Source organism: Sphingomonas sp. ABOLH (assembly GCF_003951715.1).
Taxonomy (GTDB): domain Bacteria; phylum Pseudomonadota; class Alphaproteobacteria; order Sphingomonadales; family Sphingomonadaceae; genus Sphingomonas; species Sphingomonas hankookensis_A.
The window spans coordinates 1-22,179 of sequence record NZ_QQWV01000057.1 but is presented as its reverse complement, the minus strand read 5'-3'; the positions used below and the strand labels follow the sequence as shown (position 1 = coordinate 22,179).

Below are 22,179 nucleotides of genomic sequence, written 5' to 3'. Positions count from 1 at the left end.
GGGCGACCATGGTGGCGCGGGGTGGAGCAGCCCGGTAGCTCGTCAGGCTCATAACCTGAAGGTCACAGGTTCAAATCCTGTCCCCGCAACCAAACTATACAACACACGGCCCGCCTGTCGCAGACACACGGGCCGCTCGCGTTTCAACGACACACAGCCCCTGGCCGAAAGACCAGCGGGCTGTTCGCGTTTCTACCACGGTCCGAGGTTGGTCGCTCGAGATGCTATTCAGATCAATCGCGATGCGGGCAGGCAGCCCGTATCGCGATCTTGACGCTTTGCATGCGCTGCGCCTTATCCCCACACATCGCGCGCGACGTCCAGGACCAACCGCAGCTTCGCCGCCTGCTGCTCGACCTCGATGTCGTTGCCGTGGACCGTTGAGGAGAAACCGCATTGCGGCGACAGCGCCAGCTGGTCGAGGGGCGCGAAGCGGGCGGCTTCGTCGATGCGGCGCTTTACGTCGTCGGCGGATTCGAGGTCGCCGAGCTTGGTCGTCACCAGCCCCAGCACCACCGTCTTGCCCTTGGGCAAATGCCGCAGCGGTGCGAAGTCGCCCGAGCGGGGATCGTCATATTCGAGGAAATAGCCGTCAATCTCGAGTTGGTTGAACAGCACCTCGGCCACCGGTTCATAGCCGCCCTCCGCCGCCCAGGACGAGCGGAAGTTGCCGCGGCACAGATGGACGCAAACGGTCATGTCGTCGGGACGATCGCGGATCGATTCGTTGATAAGCCGCGCATAGAGCCGCGGCAGCGCATCCGGGTCCATGCCGCGCGCCCGCGCATTTTCGCGCTGGGTCGTGTCGCACAGATAGGCGAGGTTGGTGTCGTCGAGCTGGAGATAGCGGCATCCCGCATCGGCGAGGCTGGCGATTTCCGCACGATAGGCGGCGGCAAGATCGGCGTAGAAATCCTCTAGATCGGGATAGGTCGCGACGTCGATCGCATCGCGCCCGCCGCGGAAGTGCAGCATTGTCGGCGACGGAATCGTCACCTTGGGCGTGCGCGTCGTGCAGCTGGCGAGAAATTCATAGTCGGCCCGCTGGATGTCGTGGGCATGGGCGACCTTGCCCGTGATCTTCATCACCGGTGGGGCATATTCCAACGCCTTGCCGCCGTGTTGGTGGAATTTTACTTGTGTGCCGCCCGCTTCCTCCACGCCATCGAGCTGGAGCAGGAAGTCGGTGTGGAAATAGGTGCGCCGGAATTCGCCATCGGTGATGCCCTGCAGCCCCAGATCCTCCTGGAAGCGGACCACGTCGCGGATTGCCGCATCCTCCGCCGCACGCAGCGCGTCCGCGTCGATCGCGCCGGCACGATACGCCTCGCGCGCCTCGATCAGTGCTTTGGGGCGAAGGAAACTGCCGACATGATCGGCCCGAAAGGGTGGGGTAGGCATCGTCTCTCTCCCGTCAGCCTGCAGTTATCCACAGGGGTTGTCCCGACTTATCCACAGTTATCCACAGGCTTGTGTGGATTATTGCGTGGACTGGCAATGCCGGTTGTCGGCGGCCACCATACCGGTATATGTTACCCCGCATAACAAAAAATTCCGGAGAGGGTGCACAAAGTGGCGCATGACCCACGCATAGCGATCGAGCAGGCACCGATGTCGCGGTTCCAATGGGGTATCGTCGCGACCATGATCGGGCTGAACGCGCTGGACGGATTCGACGTGCTGTCGATCAGCTTCGCTTCGCCCGGCATCGCCGCCGACTGGGGGATCGACCGTGCGGCGCTGGGCATCGTATTGTCGATGGAGCTGGTCGGCATGGCGATCGGATCGCTGCTGCTGGGCGGTGTCGCCGACCGGTTGGGGCGGCGCACGACGATCCTGTCGTGCCTGGCGCTGATGACATTGGGCATGTTGGGCGCGGCGAGCGCGGCGGGCATCGTCACCCTGTCGATCTGGCGGGTGCTGACCGGCCTAGGCATCGGCGGCATGCTGGCATCGACCAACGCCGCCGTCGCCGAAGCGGCCAATGCGAAGCATCGCTCGCTCGCCGTCGTGTTGATGGCGGCGGGCTATCCGATCGGGACCATTGTCGGCGGGTCGGTGTCGGCGGTTTTGCTCACCCATTATGACTGGCGCGCGGTGTTCGTGTTCGGGGCGCTGTGCAGCGCACTGTTCGTGCCGCTCGTGCTGTGGCGCGCACCGGAATCGGTCGCGTTCCTGATGCACCGTCGCCCGGCGAATGCGCTGGCAAGGATCAACGCGACCTTGAAGCGCATGGGCTATGCGCCCGTCGCAGCGCTGCCCGATCCCGAGCCGCGCGCGGTGGCCGCCAAGGCACCGGTCGTCGCGCTCTTCTCCCCACAACTGCTGCGCACCACGCTGGCGCTGACCATCGCCTATCTGGCGCATATCATGACCTTCTATTTCATTCTGAAATGGATTCCGAAGATCGTCGTCGACATGGGCTTTCCCGCGCCGCAGGCGGCGGGCGTGCTGGTCTGGGCCAGCATCGGCGGGGCGACGGGATCGCTGATCCTGGGGCTGCTGACCGGCAGGCTCCGGCTGCTGGCGCTGACCATCGGCGCAATGCTGTTGTCGACCGTGCTGGTGATCGTGTTCGGGCGGGCGCAGAGCGACCTGACCGGCCTGTCGATCGTCGCCGCCGCCGCCGGCTTCGCAACCAACGCCGGGGTGGTCGGCCTCTACGCGCTGGTCGCCGAGCGATTCCCGACGAGTGCCCGCGCCACCGCGACCGGCTTCGTCATCGGCATCGGCCGGGGCGGGGCGGCGCTGGCACCGATGGTCGCCGGGTTCCTGTTCGCCGCGGGATACGGGTTGCAGATCGTCGCGGTGCTGATGGGGATCGGGTCGCTGGTCGCGGCGGTCGCGCTGCTGCTGTTGCGGGGCAAGTCGGCGGTGGCGGCATAGCGGCGTGTCATCCGCAGAAGAAGAAGCGGGACCCCGGATCAAGCCCGGGGTGACGGGGAGGGGGCAGGCCGGTTGCACCTCAAGTGATTTGCCTGATTGACGCCGCCCGCGACTCGATTTAGGCTATGAAACATAACAAATCAGGAGAGGGCCGATGGCGTCCGCAGCAACATTCGACCGGATGAACCCCGTGACCGGTGCGGTCGCGACCACGGCCGAGGCGTTCGGTCCGGCAGAGGCGAATGCAGCGGTCGACGCCGCCGCCGCCGCCTTTCCCGCATGGTCGGCGCTCGGCCCCAATGCCCGCCGCGCCGCGCTGACCAAGGCGGCAGATGCGCTGGCCGGCAAGGCCGACCAGTTCGTCGATGCGATGATGGGCGAGATCGGCGCGACCGAGGGCTGGGCGCGGTTCAACCTGATGCTGGCGGTCGGCATGGTGCGCGAAGCGGCCGCGCTGACGACCCAGATCGGCGGCGAGGTGATCCCGTCGGACAAGCCGGGCTGCATCGCGATGGCGCTGCGCGAGCCGGTCGGCGTGATGCTGGGCATCGCGCCGTGGAACGCGCCGATCATCCTGGGCGTGCGCGCGGTCGCGGTGCCGCTGGCATGCGGCAACACGGTGGTGCTGAAGGCGAGCGAGCAATGCCCGCGTACCCACAGCCTGATCGCCGAAGCCTTTGCCGAGGCGCTGCCCGCCGGTGCGGTCTCGATCGTGACCAACGCGCCGCAGGACGCGGGTGAGGTCGTCGGCGCGCTGATCGACAACGCCCATGTCCGCCGGATCAACTTCACCGGATCGACCCATGTCGGCCGGATCATCGCCAAGCGTGCGGCCGAGCATCTGAAACCCGTGCTGCTGGAGTTGGGCGGCAAGGCGCCGTTGATCGTGCTGGAGGATGCCGACCTCGACGAAGCGGTCAAGGCGGCGGCGTTCGGCGCGTTCATGAACCAGGGCCAGATCTGCATGTCGACCGAGCGGATCATCGTCGTCGACGCGGTGGCGGACGCGTTCGTCGAGAAGTTCAAGGCGAAGGTCGCCACGATGGCGGTCGGCGATCCCCGCGAAGGCAAGACCCCGCTGGGTGCGGTGGTCGACCAGAAGACGGTCGATCACGTCAAATCGCTGATCGAGGATGCGGTCGGCGCCGGCGCGGTGCAGGTCAATGGCGGCGATGCGAACGGCGTGCTGATGCCGGCGCACGTCATCGACAAGGTGACGCCGGACATGAAGCTGTTTCGCGACGAGAGCTTCGGCCCGGTCGTCGGCATCATCCGCGCCCGCGACGAAGCCCATGCGATCGAGCTGGCCAACGATACCGAATACGGCCTGTCCGCGTCGGTCTTCACCCGCGACACCGCGCGGGGGCTAGGCGTCGCCAGGCGGATCAAGTCGGGCATCTGCCATGTCAACGGTCCCACCGTGCATGACGAGGCGCAGATGCCGTTCGGCGGGGTCAAGGCATCGGGCTATGGCCGGTTCGGCGGCAAGGCCGGGATCGACGCCTTTACCGAACTGCGCTGGGTCACGATCGAGACCCAGCCGGGCCATTATCCGATCTGACGCAACGGGCGCGCGGCGCGCCGGTCCCCTTTCCATCCGACATTCTCGCTGGCGAACATGCTCGCCGGCGCCTGCAGAAGGTTTGCACCATGACCGAATATAGCAGCAACGGCGTCGTCGCCTACGATGTCGAGGACCGCATCGCCTGGGTCCGGTTCAACCGGCCCGACAAGCGCAATGCGATGAGCCCGACGCTCAACCGCGACATGATGGAAGTGCTCGACGCGCTGGAATTCCGCGACGATGTCGGCGTGCTGGTGCTGTCGGGCGAGGGACCGGCCTGGACCGCCGGCATGGATCTGAAGGAATATTTCCGCGAAACCGAATCGCAGGGGCTGGCCGGCACGCGCAAGGCGCAGCGCGAGAGCTATGGCTGGTGGCGGCGGCTGCGCTGGTATCAGAAGCCGACCATCGCGATGGTCAACGGCTGGTGCTTCGGCGGCGGATACGGCCCGCTATTTTCCTGCGACTTGGCCTTTGCGGCGGAAGAGGCGAAGTTCGGCCTGTCGGAGATCAACTGGGGCATCCTGCCCGGCGGCGGCGCGACGAAGGTGGCGCAGGAGCTGCTGCCGTTCCGCAAGGCGATGTACCACGCGATGATGGGCGAGAATATCGATGGGCGGACCGCAGCCGAATGGGGCCTGGTCAACGAAGCGCTGCCGCTGGCGCAGCTGAAGGACCGGGTGACCGAGGTGGCCAAGGTGCTGCTGGCCAAGAATCCGGTGGCGCTCAAGGCGACCAAGGACGCGATGCGCCGGGTCGGCGTGATGAGCTATGACGATGCCGAGGACTATCTGGTCCGCGCGCAGGAAGCGGCCAATTCCTACGACAATGAAGGTCGCAAGGAAGGTATCCGCCAGTTCATCGACGAGAAGAGCTACAAGCCGGGGCTGGGCGCGTACGACAAGGACCGCGCCGGAGCCTGACCTGCTTAAAGTCCCTCCCCTCTAGGGGAGGGGTTGGGGCGGGGGATGCCTCGTCCGAGACCGCCGCTCGCCGCACTGCCCCACCCCAACCCCTCCCTTGAAGGGGAGGGGCTTCAGAGAACTGCCATGCCCGACCTTTCCCGCCTGCTCACCCCCCGTTCGGTCGTCATCGTCGGCGCGTCGCCGACGCCGGGGGCGTTGGGGAACTCCGTCCTGCGCAATCTCGAACGGCACGGCTATGCCGGCGACATCCACCTGATCAACCCGAAGCGCGACACGATCGACGGGCGGCCCTGCCTGCAATCGATCGACGACCTGCCCGACGGCGTCGATACGGCGGTGCTGGCGATTCCGGGGCCGGCGGTGCTGGGCGCGGTACAGGCGTTGGCGCGGCGGAACGTCGGCGCGGCGATCATCTTTTCGGCCGGGTTCGCCGAAGGGGGCGAGGAGGGTTTGGCCGCGCAGGCCGAGGTCGCACGGATCGCGGCCGAGTATGGCATGGTGGTCGAGGGGCCGAACTGCCTCGGGTTGGTCAACTATGCCGCCGGCGTGCCGCTGACCTTTGTCGAGGCGCCGGTGCTCGACCTGACGCACAAGCCTTCGGTCGGGATCGTCAGCCAGTCGGGCGCGATGGCGGTGGTGCTGGGCGCGACGCTGATGGCGAAGGACCTCGGCATCACCGCATCGGTGTCGACGGGGAACGAGGCGGCGTCGGGGGTCGAGGATTATGTCGAGCATCTGCTGGGCGATCCGCAGACGCTGGCCATCGCGATGATCGTCGAACAATTCCGCCAGCCTGCGCACTTCCTCAAACTGGCCGACCGCGCCCGCGCGGCGGGCAAGCCGATCGTCCTGCTCCATCCCGGTACGTCGAGCGCGGCGCGCGAAAGTGCCGCGACGCACACGGGTGCGATGGCGGGCGACTGGCAGCTGATGAAGGCGAAGGTCGAACGCGCCGGGGTCGTGCTGGTCGACAGCCTCGAAGCGCTGGGCGACGTTATCGACATCGCAGTGCGGGCGAAGCCGGTGCGGCGCGGCGGCACGGCGGTGCTGACCGAAAGCGGCGCGTTCAAGGCGCTGACGCTCGACCTGGCCGAGGCGATCGGCCTCGACCTGCCGGCGATGGCGGGGGAGACGGCGGCGGCGATGCGCGCGGCGGTGCCCGACTTCATTCCGGTGTCGAACCCGATGGACCTGACCGCGCAGGCGTTGGTCGATCCCGACCTGTATCGCCGTACGCTGATCCCGCTGCTGGCCGACGATGCCTATGCCGCGCTGGTGTTCGGCATCATCCAGACCGATGCCGCGACCTCTGCGCGCAAGTTTCCGCCGATCATCGATGCGGTGCGCGCGCTGGCGCCGGACAAGCCGGTGATCTTCGCCGGGCTGGACGATGGCGCACCGGTGCCGGGCGAATACATTGCCGGACTGCGCGCGATCGGCGTGCCGTACTTCCCGTCGCCCGACCGGGCGTTCCGGGCGCTGGGCCATCTGCTGCGCCATGCCGCGCGGGACTTTACGGCGGCGGAGGCGGCGCCGGTGACGCTCGACCTGCCCGGCGGAGTGATCCCCGAATATCGTGCGAAGGAGCTGCTGGCCCCGGTCGGCATTCCGTTCCCGGCGGGCGGGTTCGCCGCCGATGTGGCGGAAGCGCAGGCGATCGCGTCGCGCGTCGGCTATCCGGTCGCGATCAAAGCACAGGCGGCGGCGCTCAGCCACAAGAGCGATGCCGGCGGCGTCATCCTGAACATCGCCGACGATGATGCGCTTGCCGAGGCGTGGGAGCGGCTGTTCGCCAATGTCGCGGCCTATGACGCGTCGATCGCGCTCGACGGGGCGCAGGTCGAGGCGATGGGCAAGCGCGGGGTCGAGCTGATCGTCGGGGCGCGCAACGATCCGGAATGGGGGCCGGTGATCCTCGCCGGATTCGGCGGGGTGACCGCCGAGCTGCTCCACGACGTCCGGCTGTTGGCCGTGGACCTGACCCCGGACGCCATCGTCGCCGAACTGCGCGCGCTGAAGCAGGGGGCGCTGTTCGACGGCTATCGCGGCAGCCCCGCGCTCGACGTGGAGGCGGTGGCGGTGTTGATCGCCGGGCTGGGGCGCGTGCTGGCGGGAAGCCCCACGATCCGCGAGATCGATCTGAACCCGGTCGTCGTCTATCCGAAGGGTGAGGGGGTGGTCGCGCTCGACGCGCTGATCCTTGCCGACGCAGAGTAGCGGCGTCCCTCGCCCAATGATAGCAATGTAGCATTACAGTTATTGACAATAGCGTTTGACGGCGTAGCCTGTGGATAAAGGGGAGCGACAGATCTCCCCGTCTTGGGAGGATGCTATGACTGGCCTTCGTTCGACGATGGTTGCCGCCCTGCATTGTCATGCCGCGATCGGCGCGCTGGCAATCGCCGCCATCCCTGCCGCCGCCGCCGCGCAAGAGGTGGCGCAGGACGCGCCCGCTGCCACCGCCGAGGCGGAGGAGGGCGAGATCATCGTCACCGCCCGCCGCCGCGCGGAAAGCCTGCAGGACACGCCGGTCGCGATTTCGGCGTTCACTTCGGAAATGCTCGACCAGCGCCAGATCGTGCAGACGCAGGATCTGGAACGCATCACCCCCAGCCTGCAATTCAAGCCTGCCGGCCAGCTGTCGGGCAACAGCGCGGCATCGGTGGTGTTCATCCGCGGCGTAGGCCAGGTCGATCCGACCGCGGCGGTCGATCCGGGCGTCGGCATCTATCTCGATGAAGTCTATCTCGGCCGCGCGGTCGGCGGGGCGATCGATTTCGGCGATATCGATGGCGTCGAGGTGCTGCGCGGGCCGCAGGGCACGCTGTTCGGGCGTAACACCATCGGCGGCGCGATCCTGGTGCGCACCCGCCAGCCGGAAATGGGCAAGACCAGCGTCCGCGCGCGCCTCCGCGTCGGTGACTATAATCTGCGCGAAGGGTTCGCGGCGGTGAACGTGCCGCTGGGTGAGACGCTGGCGGCGCGCGTGTCGGGCGGGTTCCGCCGCCGCGACGGCTATGTCATCCGCGCGTTCGACGGCCTCGATCTCGGCAACGAGAATGGCTATTCGTTGAACGGCGCGCTGAAATGGGAGCCGTCGGACCAGTTCGACCTGTTCCTGCGCGCCGATTATTCGCGCCGCGACGAACATGGCGCACCCTTCGTGCTGGCCGGGGTCAATGAACAGGCGCCGGTCGCCGCCATCGCCAGCGTCGCCGCCGGCTGCCCCGGTGCGACCATCCCCTTCGCACCGATCGTGCCGGGCGACCCGCGCTTCGGCGCGCCCAACGTGCCGCTGATCAACGATGCGCGCTGCGCCAACGATTTGCAGGCGAAGGGCGATTTCGTGAACGGCGGCAACGCGCCGGTCATGAGCATGTCGGAGGTGTGGGGGGTCGCCGGCACCGCCAACATCCACCTGACCGATCAGGCGCTGGTGAAGCTCATCACCGCCTATCGCGAAACCAGCTCGCGCGGCGTGCGCGATGCCGACAACACGCCCTTGACGCTCATCACCACCGATGTCGCGGCGCAGTCGGCACAGTTCAGCCAGGAGGTCCAGCTCCAGCTCGATTTCGGCAAGGTCAGCGGCATCCTTGGCGGCTATTATTTCAACGAAACCACCGACGAGCGTGCGACGGTCTTCCTCGCCTTCCCGCCGTCGCCGCCGGTCATCCGCTCGCTGCTGGCCGGCGGCCCCGGCAGCCGCGACCTTCAGGTGTCGCGCCTGAAGACCAATTCGGTCGCGCTGTTCGGGGAGGCGACCTGGTCCCCGACCGATCGGCTCGAACTGAGCGGGGGCCTGCGCTACACGTCGGACCGCAAATATTATCAGGGAACGGTGCTGAACCTGTTCCCCGCGACCCAGCCCGATCCCAACCCGCTGCCGCAGCTGGCGACGACGCAGGGCGGGCCGCTGTTCATCTTTCCGCGCCCGTTCCAGCGCGATTTCGCCGCGCTCACCGGCTCGGCCAGCGTGCAATATCGCTGGAGTGGCGCGGTCAGCACCTATGCGTCCTATGCCAAGAGCTTCAAGTCGGGTGGCTTCAACACCCGCTATAACGCGGCGACGTCGAACAACCTGCCGGTGCCCTTCGCCGACGAAAGCGTCACCAGCTACGAAGTCGGCATGAAGACCAATATCGGCCGGCTGCGGCTGAACCTCGCCGCGTTCCAGGCGGAATATCAGGATATCCAGCTGATCTTCCGCCAAGGGGTCGTGCCGTTGCTGTTCAACGCCGGCGAAGCGCGCATCCGCGGGTTCGAGGCGGAGGCGAACTGGCGCGCGCCGTGGGGCCTGATGGTCGATGGCGGGCTGAGCGTGCTCAAGGACAAGATCAAGAGCATCACCCCGATCCCGGGTGCGACTGCCACCGTGACGCCGAACGACGATCTGCCCTTCACCCCCGACCTGCAGGCCAATCTCGGGCTGGCGTACAAGATCGAGCTGGGCAACGGCATGACGCTGACCCCGCGTGTCGATGGCAGCTATACGTCGAAGATCACCTTCATCACCGGCAGCATCCCGATCATCGAAGAGGATGGCTATTTCGTCGGCAACGGATCGGTCGGCCTGAAGCTCGCCAACGGCATCGAGATCAGCGCCGGAGTGAACAACATCCTCGACCAGCGCTACCTGATCCAGGGCAACGCCTCGCTCGCGACGCTCGGCTATGCGGAGCGCATCTTCGCCCGGCCGCGCAACTGGTTCGCGCAGCTGTCGGCGTCGTTCTGATCGACGACCACCCCACCCCTTCGTCGTCACCCCGGGCTTGACCCAGGGTCCCGCTTCTTGTCCGCCGCTGGAAGAAGAAGCGGGACCCCGGATCAAGTCCGGGGTGACGGGAAGGGATGCTCCCGCCTTCGCGGGAATGACGAACGGCACGCGTGCCACCACGCTTGTCACGCCCCACGAAACCCGCCTAGTCGTCGGACAACCCCCAAGCGGAGCGCATCTTGTCCCACGACCCTGCCCAGAGCGACGTCCTCATCATCGGATCGGGTGCCGCCGGCCTGACCGCCGCGCTGCATCTGGCCGAGCGGTTCCGCGTGACGGTGCTGGCCAAGGGCGCGCTGAACGAAGGGTCGACCGCGTGGGCGCAGGGCGGGATCGCCGCCGTCCTCGAACCCGGCGACACGTTCGAAAACCATGTCGAGGACACGATGGTCGCGGGCGCGGGCCTGAACGACCGGGCGATCGTCGAGTTCGTGGTCGAATCCGCGCCGGCGGCGATCGAGCGGCTGGCGTCGCTGGGCGTACCGTTCAACATGGACGGCGAGGCGCTGCACCTGACGCGCGAGGGCGGCCATTCGCACCGCCGCATCGTCCATGTCGACGACGCGACCGGCTGGGCGGTACAGGAGGCGCTGATCCGCGCGGCGAAGGCGCATCCCAACATCACCCTGCTGCCGGACATGGTCGCGGTCGATCTCGCGACCAGCCGGCACGAGCAGCGCTATTCGGGTGCGGGCAATGTGTGGGGGGTCTATGCCTTCAACCGCGCCACCGACCGGGTCGAGCTGTTCACCGCGCGCGCGACGATCCTCGCGACCGGCGGGGCAGGGCGCACCTATCTGTTCAGCACCGCGCCGCGCGGAGCCACCGGCGACGGCATCGCGATGGCGTGGCGCGCCGGGTGTCGCGTCTCGAACATGGAATTCATGCAGTTCCACCCGACCTGCCTCTATAATCTGGAGGTCAAGAACTTCCTGATCACCGAAGCGGTGCGGGGTGAGGGCGGCAAGCTGATCAACCCGACGACGGGCAAGAATTTCATGCCCTATTACGACCCGCGCGCCGAACTGGCCCCGCGCGACATCGTGGCGCGGGCGATCGATGCGGAGATCAAGCGCTTCGGGCTCGACTACGTCCATCTCGACATCAGCCACATGGACCCGGCGTTCGTGCGCGGCCATTTTCCCAATATCTACGAGAAGCTGCTGGGCCTCGGCATCGACATGACCACCCAGCCGATCCCGGTGGTGCCGGCGCAGCATTATACGTGCGGCGGGGTGGTGATCGACCGCGATGGGCGCACCGACCTGCCCGGCCTCTATGCGGTGGGCGAGGTATCGCAATCGGGGCTGCACGGCGCCAACCGCCTTGCGTCCAACTCGCTGCTCGAATGTTTCGTGTTCGGCGAAGCGGCGGCGAAGGACATTGCCGCGCGCTGGGACGCGCTGCCGCCGCCGCCCGCGATCCGGGGCTGGGACGAAAGCCGGGTGACCGATTCCGACGAAGAGGTGGTCATCAAGCAGAACTGGACCGAAATCCGCCGCTTCATGTGGAATTATGTCGGTATCGTCCGCTCGACCAAGCGGCTGGAGCGGGCGCGCCACCGCATCGCAATGCTGACCGAGGAGGTCGCCGATTATTACGGCCATTTCCGCGTGACCGCCGACCTGATCGAACTGCGCAACCTGTTGCAATCGGCCGACCTGATCGTGCGCTCGGCGCTCAAGCGGCAGGAGAGTCGCGGGCTGCACTATACGCTGGATTATCCGGAAGCCGCGGCGGAGGCCGTCGATACGATCCTGGTTCCCTGACGCTCGCCGGACCCGGTAACCATTCGTCGTCCATCCGGGGGGATTCGTCGCAAGCGTCGCCGTACGCCCTGTTATGTTAACACACGGACAAGCATGGTCGGGCCACGTTCCGGGGTGAGATGGTCGCGCAGATGATAAATCGAATCGGGTCGCGCAAGGCGGCCCTGATGGTGGCGGTTGTGGCATTGGGCGGCGCCGGGCTGGCGACGCGGACCTTGCCGCCGACGGCACAGGCCGCCGCGCCGCGCTATGCGGTGCCGGTGCCGCTGCCGGCACAGACCCGGCCGGCGCCGCCGGCGTTGGTGTCGGCGATCAATGCGCTGGGCGGCGGGTTCCAGGGCAAGGTCGGCATCGCGGTGCGCAGCATCGATGATGGCTGGGTCGTCGGTCATGCCATGGACGAACGCATGCCGCAGCAATCGGTCAGCAAGCTGTGGGTCGCGCTGACCGTGATGAATGCTGTCGACGAGGGGCGGCTGGCGCTGACCACGCCGGTCACGATCACCCGCAGCGACCTGACGCTGTTTCACCAGCCGATCGCCTATCTGATGAAGGACGGCGTGTTCCGGACGACCGTCGGCGACCTGCTGCGCCGCGCGCTGACGATGAGCGACAATACCGCGAACGACAAGCTGCTGAACCTTGCCGGCGGGCCGGTCGCGGTGCGCGACTTCATCGCCAGCCGGGGCCTGGGCAATATCCGCTTCGGTCCGGGCGAGCGGCTGTTGCAGGCGAAGACCGCCGGGCTGCCGTGGAAACAGGAATATTCGCAGGGCAATGCCTTTGCCCAGGCGCGCTCACGGCTCGACCCCAATGTCCGCCGTGCCGCGTACCAGGCCTATGTGTCCGATCCGCCCGATGGCGCGGGGGCAGGTGCGATCGCCGATGCGCTGGCGCGGCTGCACCACGGCATGCTGCTGACCCCGCAATCGACCAGCTGGCTGCTCGACACGATGAGCCACACCCGCACCGGCCGCGCCCGCATCCGCGCCGCGCTGCCCGCCGGATGGAGCGTCGCGCACAAGACCGGCACCGGACAGGATCTGGGCGGGCGCACCGCGGGCTTCAACGATGTCGGCATCCTGACCGCCCCCGATGGCAAATCCTATGCCATCGCGGTGCTGATCGGCGACACCTCCCGCCCGGTGCCCGAACGCCAGCAACTGATCCAGACGGTCGTGTCGTCGATCGTCGCGGTGCACGGCGGGTAGGCTCACGACCCGTATCCCCGCGCGGGCGGGGATCCAGAGCCACGGACGACATCGCTGATAACCCTGGACCCCCGCCTGCGCGGGGGTACGGTCTATCGCTTCGCCAACACCCTCGGCCCGACACCCTTATCGGTGATCACCACCGGCACGATGCTGCCGTCGCTGCGGAAATGCAGGCGGTCGATGGCGACTTCGCGGTGGTTGCCGTCGGTTTCGGTCAGCGGGCGGCGGTGATAGACGATATACCAGTCGTCGGTGCCGGGGATCTGCAGCAACGAATGATGCCCCGCGCCGCGCGCGACCCGGGCGTCCTGCTGCAGCACGACGCCGCGCGGGGTGAACGGGCCCAGCGCAGTGGGACCGGTGGCATAGGCGACGCGATAGTCCGGCCCGGTCCAGTCGCCCTCCGACCACATCAGATAATAGACGCCGCCCCGCTTGGCCATGAACGGCCCCTCGACATAATCGGGCGAGGGCGTGATCGATTTGAACGTCGTGCCATCGGCGAACGGCACGATCCCGGTCAGCGTATCGGACAGCCGCACGACGTTGCAGTGCTTCCATCCGCCATAATAAAGATAGACCTGCCCGTCATCGTCGCGAAACGCCATCTGGTCGATCGGCTGCGCGCCGTTCACGATCCGGCCGATCAGCGGCTTGCCGATCGCGTCGCGAAACGGCCCCTCCGGCCGGTCCGCCACCGCGACGCCGATGCCGCCCGTCTGCGCATCGTTCTTGATGTCGTTCGCGCCGAAGAACAGATAATAGCGCCCGCGATGCTCGATCGCCGAGGGCGCCCATAGCGAATAGGCGGCCCAGCCGACGCGTTCGACGTCCAGCACGCGGGGATGCCGCGTCCAGTGCGCGAGGTCGGGCGAGGAAAAGGCGTCGAGGAAGGTCTGCCGCAGGAACGGGTGCCAGATATGCGGGGCTTTGCGCTCCTGCACCTGCCATGGCGTGAAGCAGCTCGGCGGCGCGGGCGTGCCCTGGTCCGCCGAATAGGTCGGATAGATCCAGTAGCGGTCGCCGAAGATGCGGATTTCGGGATCGGCATACCAGCCGGGAAAGGCCGGATTGGCGGCCAGCACCGCGCGCGGGAATGCCAGCGACGCGCCGAGTCCGGCGATCAGCGTACGACGATCGATCCGAAGATCAGCGATAATCGGCGATCGCATAGGTCCCTTCCTCCGCCGCCACGCGCGGCCCAACGATCGCGACCGCTGCGCCGGCCGCCTTGCCTGCCGCGACTCCGGCCGGTGCATCCTCGAACACCAGGCAGTCCTCGGTCGCCACGCTCAGCCGCTCGGCGGCGAGGCGGAAGCCCTGCGGATCGGGCTTGCCTTGCGTCACGTCTTCGGCGGTGACGAATACATCCGGAACGGGCAGGCCGATCGCGCGCAGCCGCACCTCGGCCAGGTTGCGCGGCGCGGAGGTGACGATTGCCCATTCGTACGGCGCCAGCCCTTCGATCAGCGCATGGATGCCATCGATCGCGACGATGCCGTCGACATCCGCCAGCTCGGCGGCGTTCAGCCAGGCGGCCTCGGCTTCGATATCCATGTCCGGCGTGGCGAAGCGGCGCACCGTATCCTCGCCGCGCACCCCGTGGCACACCGCGATCAGCGCCTCGGCATCGATGCCGTGCCGGTCGCACCAGCGCCGCCACACGCGCTCGACCGCTTGAGAAGAATCGAGCAGCGTTCCGTCCATGTCGAACAGGAAGGCGGCGTAGTCGGTGTTGCGGAACGACGGCATCGCGGCGTCGTACCGGGTGGCGGCGGGGGAGGCAAATGAACCTCGGCGCCATCTCTCCGAACGTGCCCCCGCGCAGGCGGGGGCCCAGAGCCAAGGCAAAACAGGCGCCTGCGTGCGCCACTCTGGACCCCCGCCTGCGCGGGGGTACGTTATCGGTGCGGAAGCGTGCTGCGCCTCAATGCCGGAAGTGGCGCATCCCGGTGAACACCATCGCCAGCCCCGCCTCGTCCGCCGCAGCGATGACTTCGTCGTCGCGGATCGAGCCGCCCGGCTGGATCACCGCCGTCGCCCCTGCCTCGACCGCGGCCAGCAAGCCGTCGGCGAAGGGGAAGAACGCGTCCGACGCGACCGCCGAACCGATGGTGCGGGCTTCGCTCCAGCCGGCCTTGTCGGCTGCATCCTTCGCCTTCCACGCGGCGATACGCGCCGATTCCAGCCGGTTCATCTGCCCCGCGCCGATGCCCGCCGTGCTGCCGCCCTTGGCATAGACGATCGCGTTCGACTTCACATGCTTGGCGACGGTCCACGCGAAGCGGCAATCGGCCAGTTCTTGGCTAGTCGGCTGGCGTTTGGTCACGACCTTCAGCTCGACCTGATCGAGGTTGCCGGCATCGCGCGACTGGACCAGCAGCCCGCCGGCGATGGTCTTGACCATCAGCCCGCCGCGCGCCGGATCGGGCAGCTCGCCGGTCAGCAGCAGGCGGAGGTTCTTCTTGGCCGCGAACACCGCCTTCGCCTCGTCATCGGCGGAAGGGGCGGCGACGACTTCGGTGAAGATGCCGCTGATCGCGCGGGCGGTTTCGCCGTCGAGCGGACGGTTGACCGCAATGATCCCGCCGAACGCCGACACGCTGTCGCAGGCGAGCGCCGCCTGATACGCCTCGATCAAGGTTTCGCCGGTCGCGACGCCGCACGGATTGGCGTGCTTGACGATGACCACGGTCGGCGGGCCGTCGCGGAATTCGCTGACCAGCTCCAGCGCGGCATCGGCGTCGTTATAATTATTGTAGCTCAGCGCCTTGCCCTGCACCTGTTCGGCCTGCGCGATGCCACGGGCGGCGGGGCCGCGCGGGATGTAGAGCGACGCCGACTGGTGCGGATTCTCGCCATAGCGCAGCTCGGCCCCACGGGTGAAGGCGAGGGGGAGCGTGTCGGGGAATGCCTGCCCCTGATCGGCAACGGCGAACCACTGCGCGATCGCCGAGTCGTACGCGGCGGTCGCGGCATAGGCCTTGGCGGCGAAGCGGCGGCGGGTGGCGAGCGTCGTCGCGCCGCCGGTTTCGGCCAGTTCGGCGATCAGCGCGGCATAGTCGGCCGGATCGGTGACGATCGCCACCGCGTCATGGTTCTTCGCCGCCGAACGCACCATCGACGGGCCACCGATGTCGATATTCTCGATGATCGTGTCGCGGTCGGCGCCCTTGGCGACGGTCGCTTCGAACGGATAGAGGTTCACGACGACGATATCGATCGCGCCGATCGCATGTTCGTTCATCGACGCGACGTGCTGCGGATTGTCGCGCACCGCCAGCAGCCCGCCATGGACCACCGGGTGCAGCGTCTTGACCCGCCCATCCATCATTTCGGGAAAGCCGGTCAGCTCCGAAATGTCACGGACGTTGAGGCCTGCATCGCGCAAGGCGCTGGCCGTGCCGCCGGTGGAAACCAGCTCGACGCCATGGCTGGCAAGGGCGGTGGCGAGGTCGACGATGCCGCTCTTGTCGGAGACCGAGAGGAGCGCGCGCTGTGCGGTGACATGATCCATGGCCGCGCCCTTTCGCGCGAATGCGGCGGCGGGGCAAGGGGGCGCGACTTGCGACTTTCGGCGGGCGGGCGTACCCTGCGCCCCGCCCCAAACGGAGTCGGTACGATGGTCCAGTCCCTGCGCTGAACCGGCGGCAGGTCCGCCGCACGATCACTCGTACCGGGATTCCATCATGCAACGTCTGCAATCGAAACTCTGCGTCGTCACCGGCGCGGCGCGCGGGATCGGCCATGCCATCGCCACGCGCTTCCATGAAGAGGGCGGCATTGTCGTCCTGACCGATATCGACGCCCACGCCGGACAGGCCGCCGCCGATGCGCTCGGCTGTCGCTTCCTGCCGCTCGACGTGCGCGAGGAGGGTGACTGGGCGCGGCTGGCCGCCGAGGTGCCGGTCGCCGATGTCGTGGTCAACAATGCCGGGGTGACCGGGTTCGAAGGCGGCATGGTCGCCCACGATCCCGAACATGCGTCGCTCGACGACTGGCGCGCGGTCCATGCCGTCAATCTCGACGGCACCTTTCTCGGCTGTCGCTATGCGATCGGTGCGATGAAGGTCGCGGGGACGGGATCGATCATCAACATTGCGTCGCGTTCGGGCCTGGTCGGCATTCCCGGCGCGGCGGCCTATGCTTCGTCGAAGGCGGCGATCCGCAACCATAGCAAGAGCGTCGCGCTCTATTGCGCGCAACAGGGCTGGCGCATCCGCTGCAACTCGGTCCATCCCGCGGCGATCCTGACGCCGATCTGGGAACCGATGCTGGGCGACGGGCCGGACCGGGAGGCGCGGATGGCGGCATTGGTCGCCGACACCCCGCTCAAGCGCTTCGGTCTGCCGGAGGAAGTCGCGGCGGTCGCAGCGATGCTCGCGTCGGACGAGGCGGCGTATCTGACCGGGACCGAGGTCAATATCGATGGCGGGCTGCTCGCCGGATCGGCGGCAGCGCCCGGATAGGCGATTCCTCACCGTCGCTCCAGCGAAGGCTGGAGCCTCCTGCGGCGAGGCGCGCGCTTCGTCACGAGGAGACCCCAGCCTGCGCTGGGGTGACGGATATTGTCCCGGACTACCCCTTCTTCACCGACATCGGCGCGGCACAGCCATAGGCGTCGTGATAGGATTGCCCCCAGCAGCGCAGGAAACCGTCGAGGACGTTGAGGTTCATCGGCCAGCGCACCGTCATCGGCTTGCCGTCCGGCCCGCGCGCATTGGCCAGTTCGGGCGGTTTCGGCAGCACGGCCAGCGCGGCACGGGCGCGCTCCAGACCCGCCCGGTCGCCGCGCAGGAAGGCGATGCTGCCATCGACATACAGATTCCAGCCCCAGGCCTGGTCCTTGTCCGCCGGCTTGCGGCTTTGCTCGAACAGCGCGATCGCCTGTTCGGTCTGGCCGAGTTCGGCGCGCATCTGTCCCTCGTGCCAGAACAGGATCCTGGCATCCGGCTTGTCGGACGGGTGCGCGGTGCGCCAGTCGCGGATCAGGTCGGCAGCTTCGACCATGCAGCCCCGCTTCGACAGCGCGCGCCAGCCGCCGTCCATGTCCTGATCGAACGCCTGCTGGTCCAGCGCGAGCATCGCCGCCCGGTCGAACCGGCAATCCGGGGCAGCGGCACCCAGCAATGCGACGACCAGCAACAGCATCGATCAACCCTTTCGCCTACCGCGCGCGGTGGAACCGCCACGAAAAATCATGCCCCCCCGCCGGGGTCGCGCCCGACAGGACCAGCTGGAAGGTCGGCACCGGCTTGCCCGACTCGTCGATCCACAGGCTTTCCTCGACGCCCAGCGTCGCGCCCTTGCAGCGGAACTGCCACACCGGGCCGCCATCGGGGACGCGCAGGAACGCGGCCTGCCCGTCGGGGGTCGGCGCGATCTCGATGCCGGGCGCCAGGTGGAAGCGGGCGACGAACCCCGTCTCGCCCTTGCGCCCGCGCCGGCCGGTCGGGATCAGCATATCCTCGCCCTGCACGTCGCGGCCATCGGCGGAGAGCGTCAGGACGCGGCGATGCTGGAAGCCCAGCCGCTTGGCATAGCCGTCATGCGCGACCTCGATCCGGCTGATCGCGTCGCTTTCCTGCCGTGCCAGGTCGACCACGCCGACGCCCTTGCCCAGCGACCCGTCGGCATGGATCGCGGTCGAATTGGCATCGGCCAGCACCAGCGTCGAATGCGCGGCGGTGGTGCGCAGCGCCCGGCGCAGTTCGGGGGAGAGCGTCAGCAGCGCGGCGCCCGCGCCGCCGCAATTGACCACGATCCGCTGCCCGCCGTCCGACAACTCGAACGCCAGCGTCGACGCGCAGCCCTCGCGCGCGGCGCGTGCGACCGGCGGCGGGGCGGAATCGACCATCAGCACGGTGCGCCCGGCGGCAAGGCGCTGATAGCCCCAGTCGCCTGCATGGCGTAGCGGGCGGGTGCGCACCCCGGTTGCCGCGACGACATCGGCGATGCGTTCGCCGCTGACCGGTCCCGATCCCTGCCAGCAAGCAAGGCCACCCTCGCCATGGCATACGCCCAGCAGCGCGGCGACCATGCGGGTCAGCGCCAGCCCCTGCGCCTCGGGTACGTCCAGCCGCCGCGCGGCATAGATTTCGCGCAACGACGTCAGCGTCATCACCGCATCGAGCTGTTCGGCGGGCGAGCGGCCTACAATACCGCCATCCTCGAACATGCCCGTCGCCAATGCCCGCGCGAGGCCATGTTCGCCGAACGCCCGGCGCGGATCGCCGCCGGGAATGACGAGGCCGGCGGCGACCACCCCCGCCCACGCGGTGATCGCGCGAACGCCGGCGGGTGCCTTGCCCGCCTCGCCATCCAGATGCCGGGCGGCGCGGGCGATGGTGTTGAGCACGCGCGAGCGATAGACCAGGTCGGTCGATGACAGGATCAGCGGGGCATGCGCGATCCAGAACAGCATCCGCCGCCCGGTGACATGCGCGCTCCACGCCGGTTCCGACACGCGCTCGCCATGCGCGGCCAGCCATTGCAGCATCAGCGTCTCGGCGATCGGCACCGCCGTCACGCGCGGCGCGACGCTCGACAGGTCGCGCAGCCACGCAAAGCTGTGGAGATGCTCGGCGAACGCGGCGGAGAATTTGGGACGGTCGAGCCCGAGCCGGTCGATGGCCACCGCCTCGCCCCGGAACATCAGATCGCCGTTCAGCAGCGCCTGCCCCCGCGCGACGTCACCGAAAAACGGGTCGTCGGCGACCGCGATCAGCTTGAGCGGATGCCGCCCCTTCAACCGCAACCCGTGCAGCGGCGTGCGCCATGCGAGGCGCTGCAGCTTCTCGGCGATCCGTTCGGACAGCGACAGTCCGGTGCCGCCGCCCTGTCGCACCAGCCGCTTGCCGACGTCGATCCCGTCGCGCGGTTCGTCGATCGGCTGGGGCGGGATCATGCGCCGCGCAGTGCGGCGATATTCGCGGCATAGGCGGTCGGACCGCCGGTAAAGGTCGCGGTGCCGGCGACCAGGCAGTCGGCCCCGGCGGCGATCGCCTTGGGTGCGGTCACGCGGTCGATCCCACCATCGACCTGCAGGTCGATCGCCCGGCCGGTCGCGTCGATCTTCGCGCGCAGCACCTCGATCTTGCGCAACTGGCTGTCGATGAACTTCTGCCCGCCAAAGCCCGGATTGACGCTCATCACCAGCAGCAGGTCGGTCAGGTCGATCACCTGATCGACCACCTCGACCGGGGTGCCGGGATTGAGGATCACGCCGGCGCGCTTGCCCAGTGCCTTGATCCGCTGGAGCGTGCGGTGGAGGTGCGGCCCCGATTCCGGGTGGACCGACAGGATATCGGCACCCGCCTCGGCAAAGGCGTCGACCAGCGGGTCGACCGGCGACACCATCAGATGCACGTCGAACGGCTTGGGGCTGTGCGGGCGCAGCGCCTTCACGACGGCGGGGCCGATGGTCAGGTTCGGCACGAAATGGCCGTCCATCACATCGATATGGATCCAGTCGGCGCCTGCGGCATCGATGGCACGGACTTCCTCGCCCAGCTTGGCGAAGTCGGCGGACAGGATGGAGGGCGCGATACGGACGGGTTGCATGGCGCCCGTCCTAGCATGGTCTGCCGACTCGGCAAGCAAAGGGTAAAGGAGGAAGCAAGATTTGGTTCACGCGAAGGCGCGGAGGCGCGGAGGTAGTGCGTCCGTGGCCCCTGCACGCCGCGCAAGCGGCCCTTTGCTTCCCGGTTGCCGTGCCGAGCGACAGGCCCGCTGCGCGGGAAGGGGGCGGCAAGCGCAACCCCTCCGCGCCTCCGCGTGAACCGATCTTCTTCAACTCCGCCGCAACCGGACGATGAAGAACCCGTCCAGCCCGCCGTGATCCGCCAGCATCCCCGGCAGCGTCCGCACATAGCCTCGGCGGTTCGCCTCCACCCCTTGCGGAAGTTCGTCGGCGGTCGCCGGCTCGACCGCGAAATCCGACCGGCCGCTCAGGAACCGGTCGAGCTGTGCCTCGCCCTCGGCCGGCTCCAGCGAACAGGTGGCATAGACCAGCCGCCCGCCCGGCTTCACCCAGTCGGCCGCGCGCGCCAGCAGCCGTGCCTGCAACGCTGCCGTCTCCGCGATCACGCTCGGCCGGACGCGGTGGAGCACGTCGGGGTGGCGGCGAAAGATGCCGGTCGCGCTGCACGGCGCGTCGAGCAGGATCGCGTCGACCGGCTCGGCCGGCTTCCACACCAGAGCATCGCCGGTCACGACCTTCGCCGACAGCCCGGTGCGCTCCAGATTTTCGGTGAGGCGCATCAACCGGCTCTCCGAATTGTCGAGCGCGGTCACGTCCCATCCGGCGGCGGCCAGCTGCAGCGTCTTGCCGCCGGGTGCCGCGCACAGGTCGAGCGCACGGCCCGGCCCCTTGCCCAGCAATCGGGCGGGGATCGACGCTGCCAGATCCTGCACCCACCATTCCCCTGTCGCATAGCCCGGCAGGTCGGCGATCGCGCCATGTTCGGCTAGGCGGCGATGACGCGGGGCGAGCGCCAGGCCTTCGGGGCCGTCTTCGCCCTTCAATGACAGGTCGACCGGCGGCTGCTGCGCGATCGCCTGTGCGGCGGCGATCACCATGTCCTCGCCCCATGCCGCGACCCACCGGGCATCGGTATCGGCGGGCAGGGTGGCAGCGTCGGGCAACCGCGCATTGCCGCGCATCAGCGTGCCGAACACGCCATGCACCAGCTTGCGCGGCCCACCATCGACCAACGGCAGCGCGGTGGCGATCGCGGCATGCGGCGGCGTGTTCAGCACCAGCGCCTGCGCCAGCGCGAGGCGCAGCACGAACCGCGCCTTGGCATCGTCGGGGAGCGGCCGCTGCGTCGCGCTGTCGATCAGCGCGTCGAGATCGGGCAGCCGGCGCAGCACCGCGGCGGCGATGGCATGGGCAAGGCCACGATCCTCGCGCCGGTCGAGCTCGGCGGTCGAACTCGCGAGCGCCGCCTCCAGCGGCAATCCGCGCCGCAGGACGGCATCGAGCAGTTTGAGCGCAGCCCGGCGCGCGGGAACGCCGGGGGGTTCGGGGGCAAGACGGGGG

The 22,179-nt window shown here is 68.2% G+C and carries 16 protein-coding genes and 1 tRNA gene; 9 read left to right on the top strand and 8 right to left on the bottom strand.

Annotation, left to right across the window (positions count from 1 at the left end):
- Positions 1–15 precede the first annotated feature (15 nt).
- Positions 16–92, top strand: a tRNA-Met gene (locus CA237_RS17725).
- 202 nt (positions 93–294) lie between these two features.
- On the opposite strand, the gene CA237_RS17720 is transcribed toward CA237_RS17725, so the two are convergent.
- Positions 295–1,401 carry a 5-methyltetrahydropteroyltriglutamate--homocysteine S-methyltransferase gene (locus CA237_RS17720; protein ID WP_066690007.1) on the bottom strand — a complete coding sequence of 369 codons (1,107 nt, stop codon included), beginning with the start codon at positions 1,399–1,401 and terminating at the stop codon, positions 295–297.
- Positions 1,402–1,611: 210 nt separating this feature from the next.
- Here CA237_RS17720 and CA237_RS17715 point away from each other — a divergent pair, with 210 nt between their 5' ends.
- From CA237_RS17715 to bla, 7 genes are all read left to right on the top strand, one after another.
- Positions 1,612–2,886: an MFS transporter gene (locus tag CA237_RS17715; RefSeq protein WP_126015047.1), complete on the top strand. Its 1,275-nt coding sequence runs from the start codon at positions 1,612–1,614 to the stop codon at positions 2,884–2,886.
- Positions 2,887–3,040: 154 nt separating this feature from the next.
- Positions 3,041–4,447 (top strand): aldehyde dehydrogenase, encoded by a 1,407-nt coding sequence (locus CA237_RS17710; RefSeq protein WP_066690010.1) that lies wholly within the window; start codon positions 3,041–3,043, stop codon positions 4,445–4,447.
- Positions 4,448–4,536: 89 nt separating this feature from the next.
- Positions 4,537–5,373, top strand: a complete 837-nt coding sequence (locus CA237_RS17705; protein WP_066690011.1) for a p-hydroxycinnamoyl CoA hydratase/lyase — start codon at positions 4,537–4,539, stop codon at positions 5,371–5,373.
- A 126-nt stretch (positions 5,374–5,499) separates the two neighbouring features.
- Positions 5,500–7,593 (top strand): acetate--CoA ligase family protein, encoded by a 2,094-nt coding sequence (locus CA237_RS17700; RefSeq protein ID WP_066690012.1) that lies wholly within the window; start codon positions 5,500–5,502, stop codon positions 7,591–7,593.
- A gap of 115 nt (positions 7,594–7,708) precedes the next feature.
- Positions 7,709–10,111, top strand: coding sequence for a TonB-dependent receptor (locus tag CA237_RS17695; RefSeq protein WP_232307942.1), 2,403 nt, complete (start codon positions 7,709–7,711; stop codon positions 10,109–10,111).
- A gap of 221 nt (positions 10,112–10,332) precedes the next feature.
- Positions 10,333–11,922, top strand: coding sequence for an L-aspartate oxidase (gene nadB, locus CA237_RS17690; RefSeq protein WP_066690018.1), 1,590 nt, complete (start codon positions 10,333–10,335; stop codon positions 11,920–11,922).
- A 167-nt stretch (positions 11,923–12,089) separates the two neighbouring features.
- Positions 12,090–13,133 carry a class A beta-lactamase gene (gene bla, locus CA237_RS17685; protein WP_066690162.1) on the top strand — a complete coding sequence of 348 codons (1,044 nt, stop codon included), beginning with the start codon at positions 12,090–12,092 and terminating at the stop codon, positions 13,131–13,133.
- Positions 13,134–13,225: 92 nt separating this feature from the next.
- On the opposite strand, the gene CA237_RS17680 is transcribed toward bla, so the two are convergent.
- The 3 genes from CA237_RS17680 to purH form a co-directional block, all read right to left on the bottom strand.
- Complete coding sequence (locus CA237_RS17680; RefSeq protein ID WP_084401531.1) at positions 13,226–14,308, bottom strand: glycoside hydrolase family 43 protein; 1,083 nt, start codon at positions 14,306–14,308, stop codon at positions 13,226–13,228.
- Positions 14,286–14,888 (bottom strand): HAD-IA family hydrolase, encoded by a 603-nt coding sequence (locus CA237_RS17675; protein WP_126015045.1) that lies wholly within the window; start codon positions 14,886–14,888, stop codon positions 14,286–14,288. Before CA237_RS17675 ends, CA237_RS17680 begins: the two co-directional genes overlap by 23 nt.
- 175 nt (positions 14,889–15,063) lie before the next feature.
- On the bottom strand, positions 15,064–16,653 hold the full coding sequence (gene purH, locus CA237_RS17670) for a bifunctional phosphoribosylaminoimidazolecarboxamide formyltransferase/IMP cyclohydrolase (protein ID WP_066690022.1): 1,590 nt from the start codon (positions 16,651–16,653) through the stop codon (positions 15,064–15,066).
- A 172-nt stretch (positions 16,654–16,825) separates the two neighbouring features.
- Between purH and CA237_RS17665 the strand changes: the two genes are divergently transcribed.
- Positions 16,826–17,605 (top strand): SDR family oxidoreductase, encoded by a 780-nt coding sequence (locus tag CA237_RS17665; RefSeq protein ID WP_066690024.1) that lies wholly within the window; start codon positions 16,826–16,828, stop codon positions 17,603–17,605.
- Positions 17,606–17,714: 109 nt separating this feature from the next.
- Here CA237_RS17665 and CA237_RS17660 read toward each other — a convergent pair whose 3' ends face one another.
- From CA237_RS17660 to CA237_RS17645, 4 genes are all read right to left on the bottom strand, one after another.
- Positions 17,715–18,287, bottom strand: coding sequence for a hypothetical protein (locus CA237_RS17660; protein ID WP_066690026.1), 573 nt, complete (start codon positions 18,285–18,287; stop codon positions 17,715–17,717).
- A 16-nt stretch (positions 18,288–18,303) separates the two neighbouring features.
- The gene (locus tag CA237_RS17655; protein WP_066690028.1) at positions 18,304–20,043 is read right to left on the bottom strand and encodes a heparinase II/III family protein; all 1,740 of its coding nucleotides are present in this window, start codon (positions 20,041–20,043) and stop codon (positions 18,304–18,306) included.
- Positions 20,040–20,699 carry a ribulose-phosphate 3-epimerase gene (gene rpe / locus CA237_RS17650; RefSeq protein ID WP_126015043.1) on the bottom strand — a complete coding sequence of 220 codons (660 nt, stop codon included), beginning with the start codon at positions 20,697–20,699 and terminating at the stop codon, positions 20,040–20,042. The genes CA237_RS17655 and rpe overlap by 4 nt, the downstream gene beginning before the upstream one ends.
- Positions 20,700–20,927: 228 nt before the next feature.
- The coding region (locus tag CA237_RS17645; protein WP_241215534.1) for an RsmB/NOP family class I SAM-dependent RNA methyltransferase at positions 20,928–22,179 on the bottom strand (1,252 nt) is incomplete at its 5' end.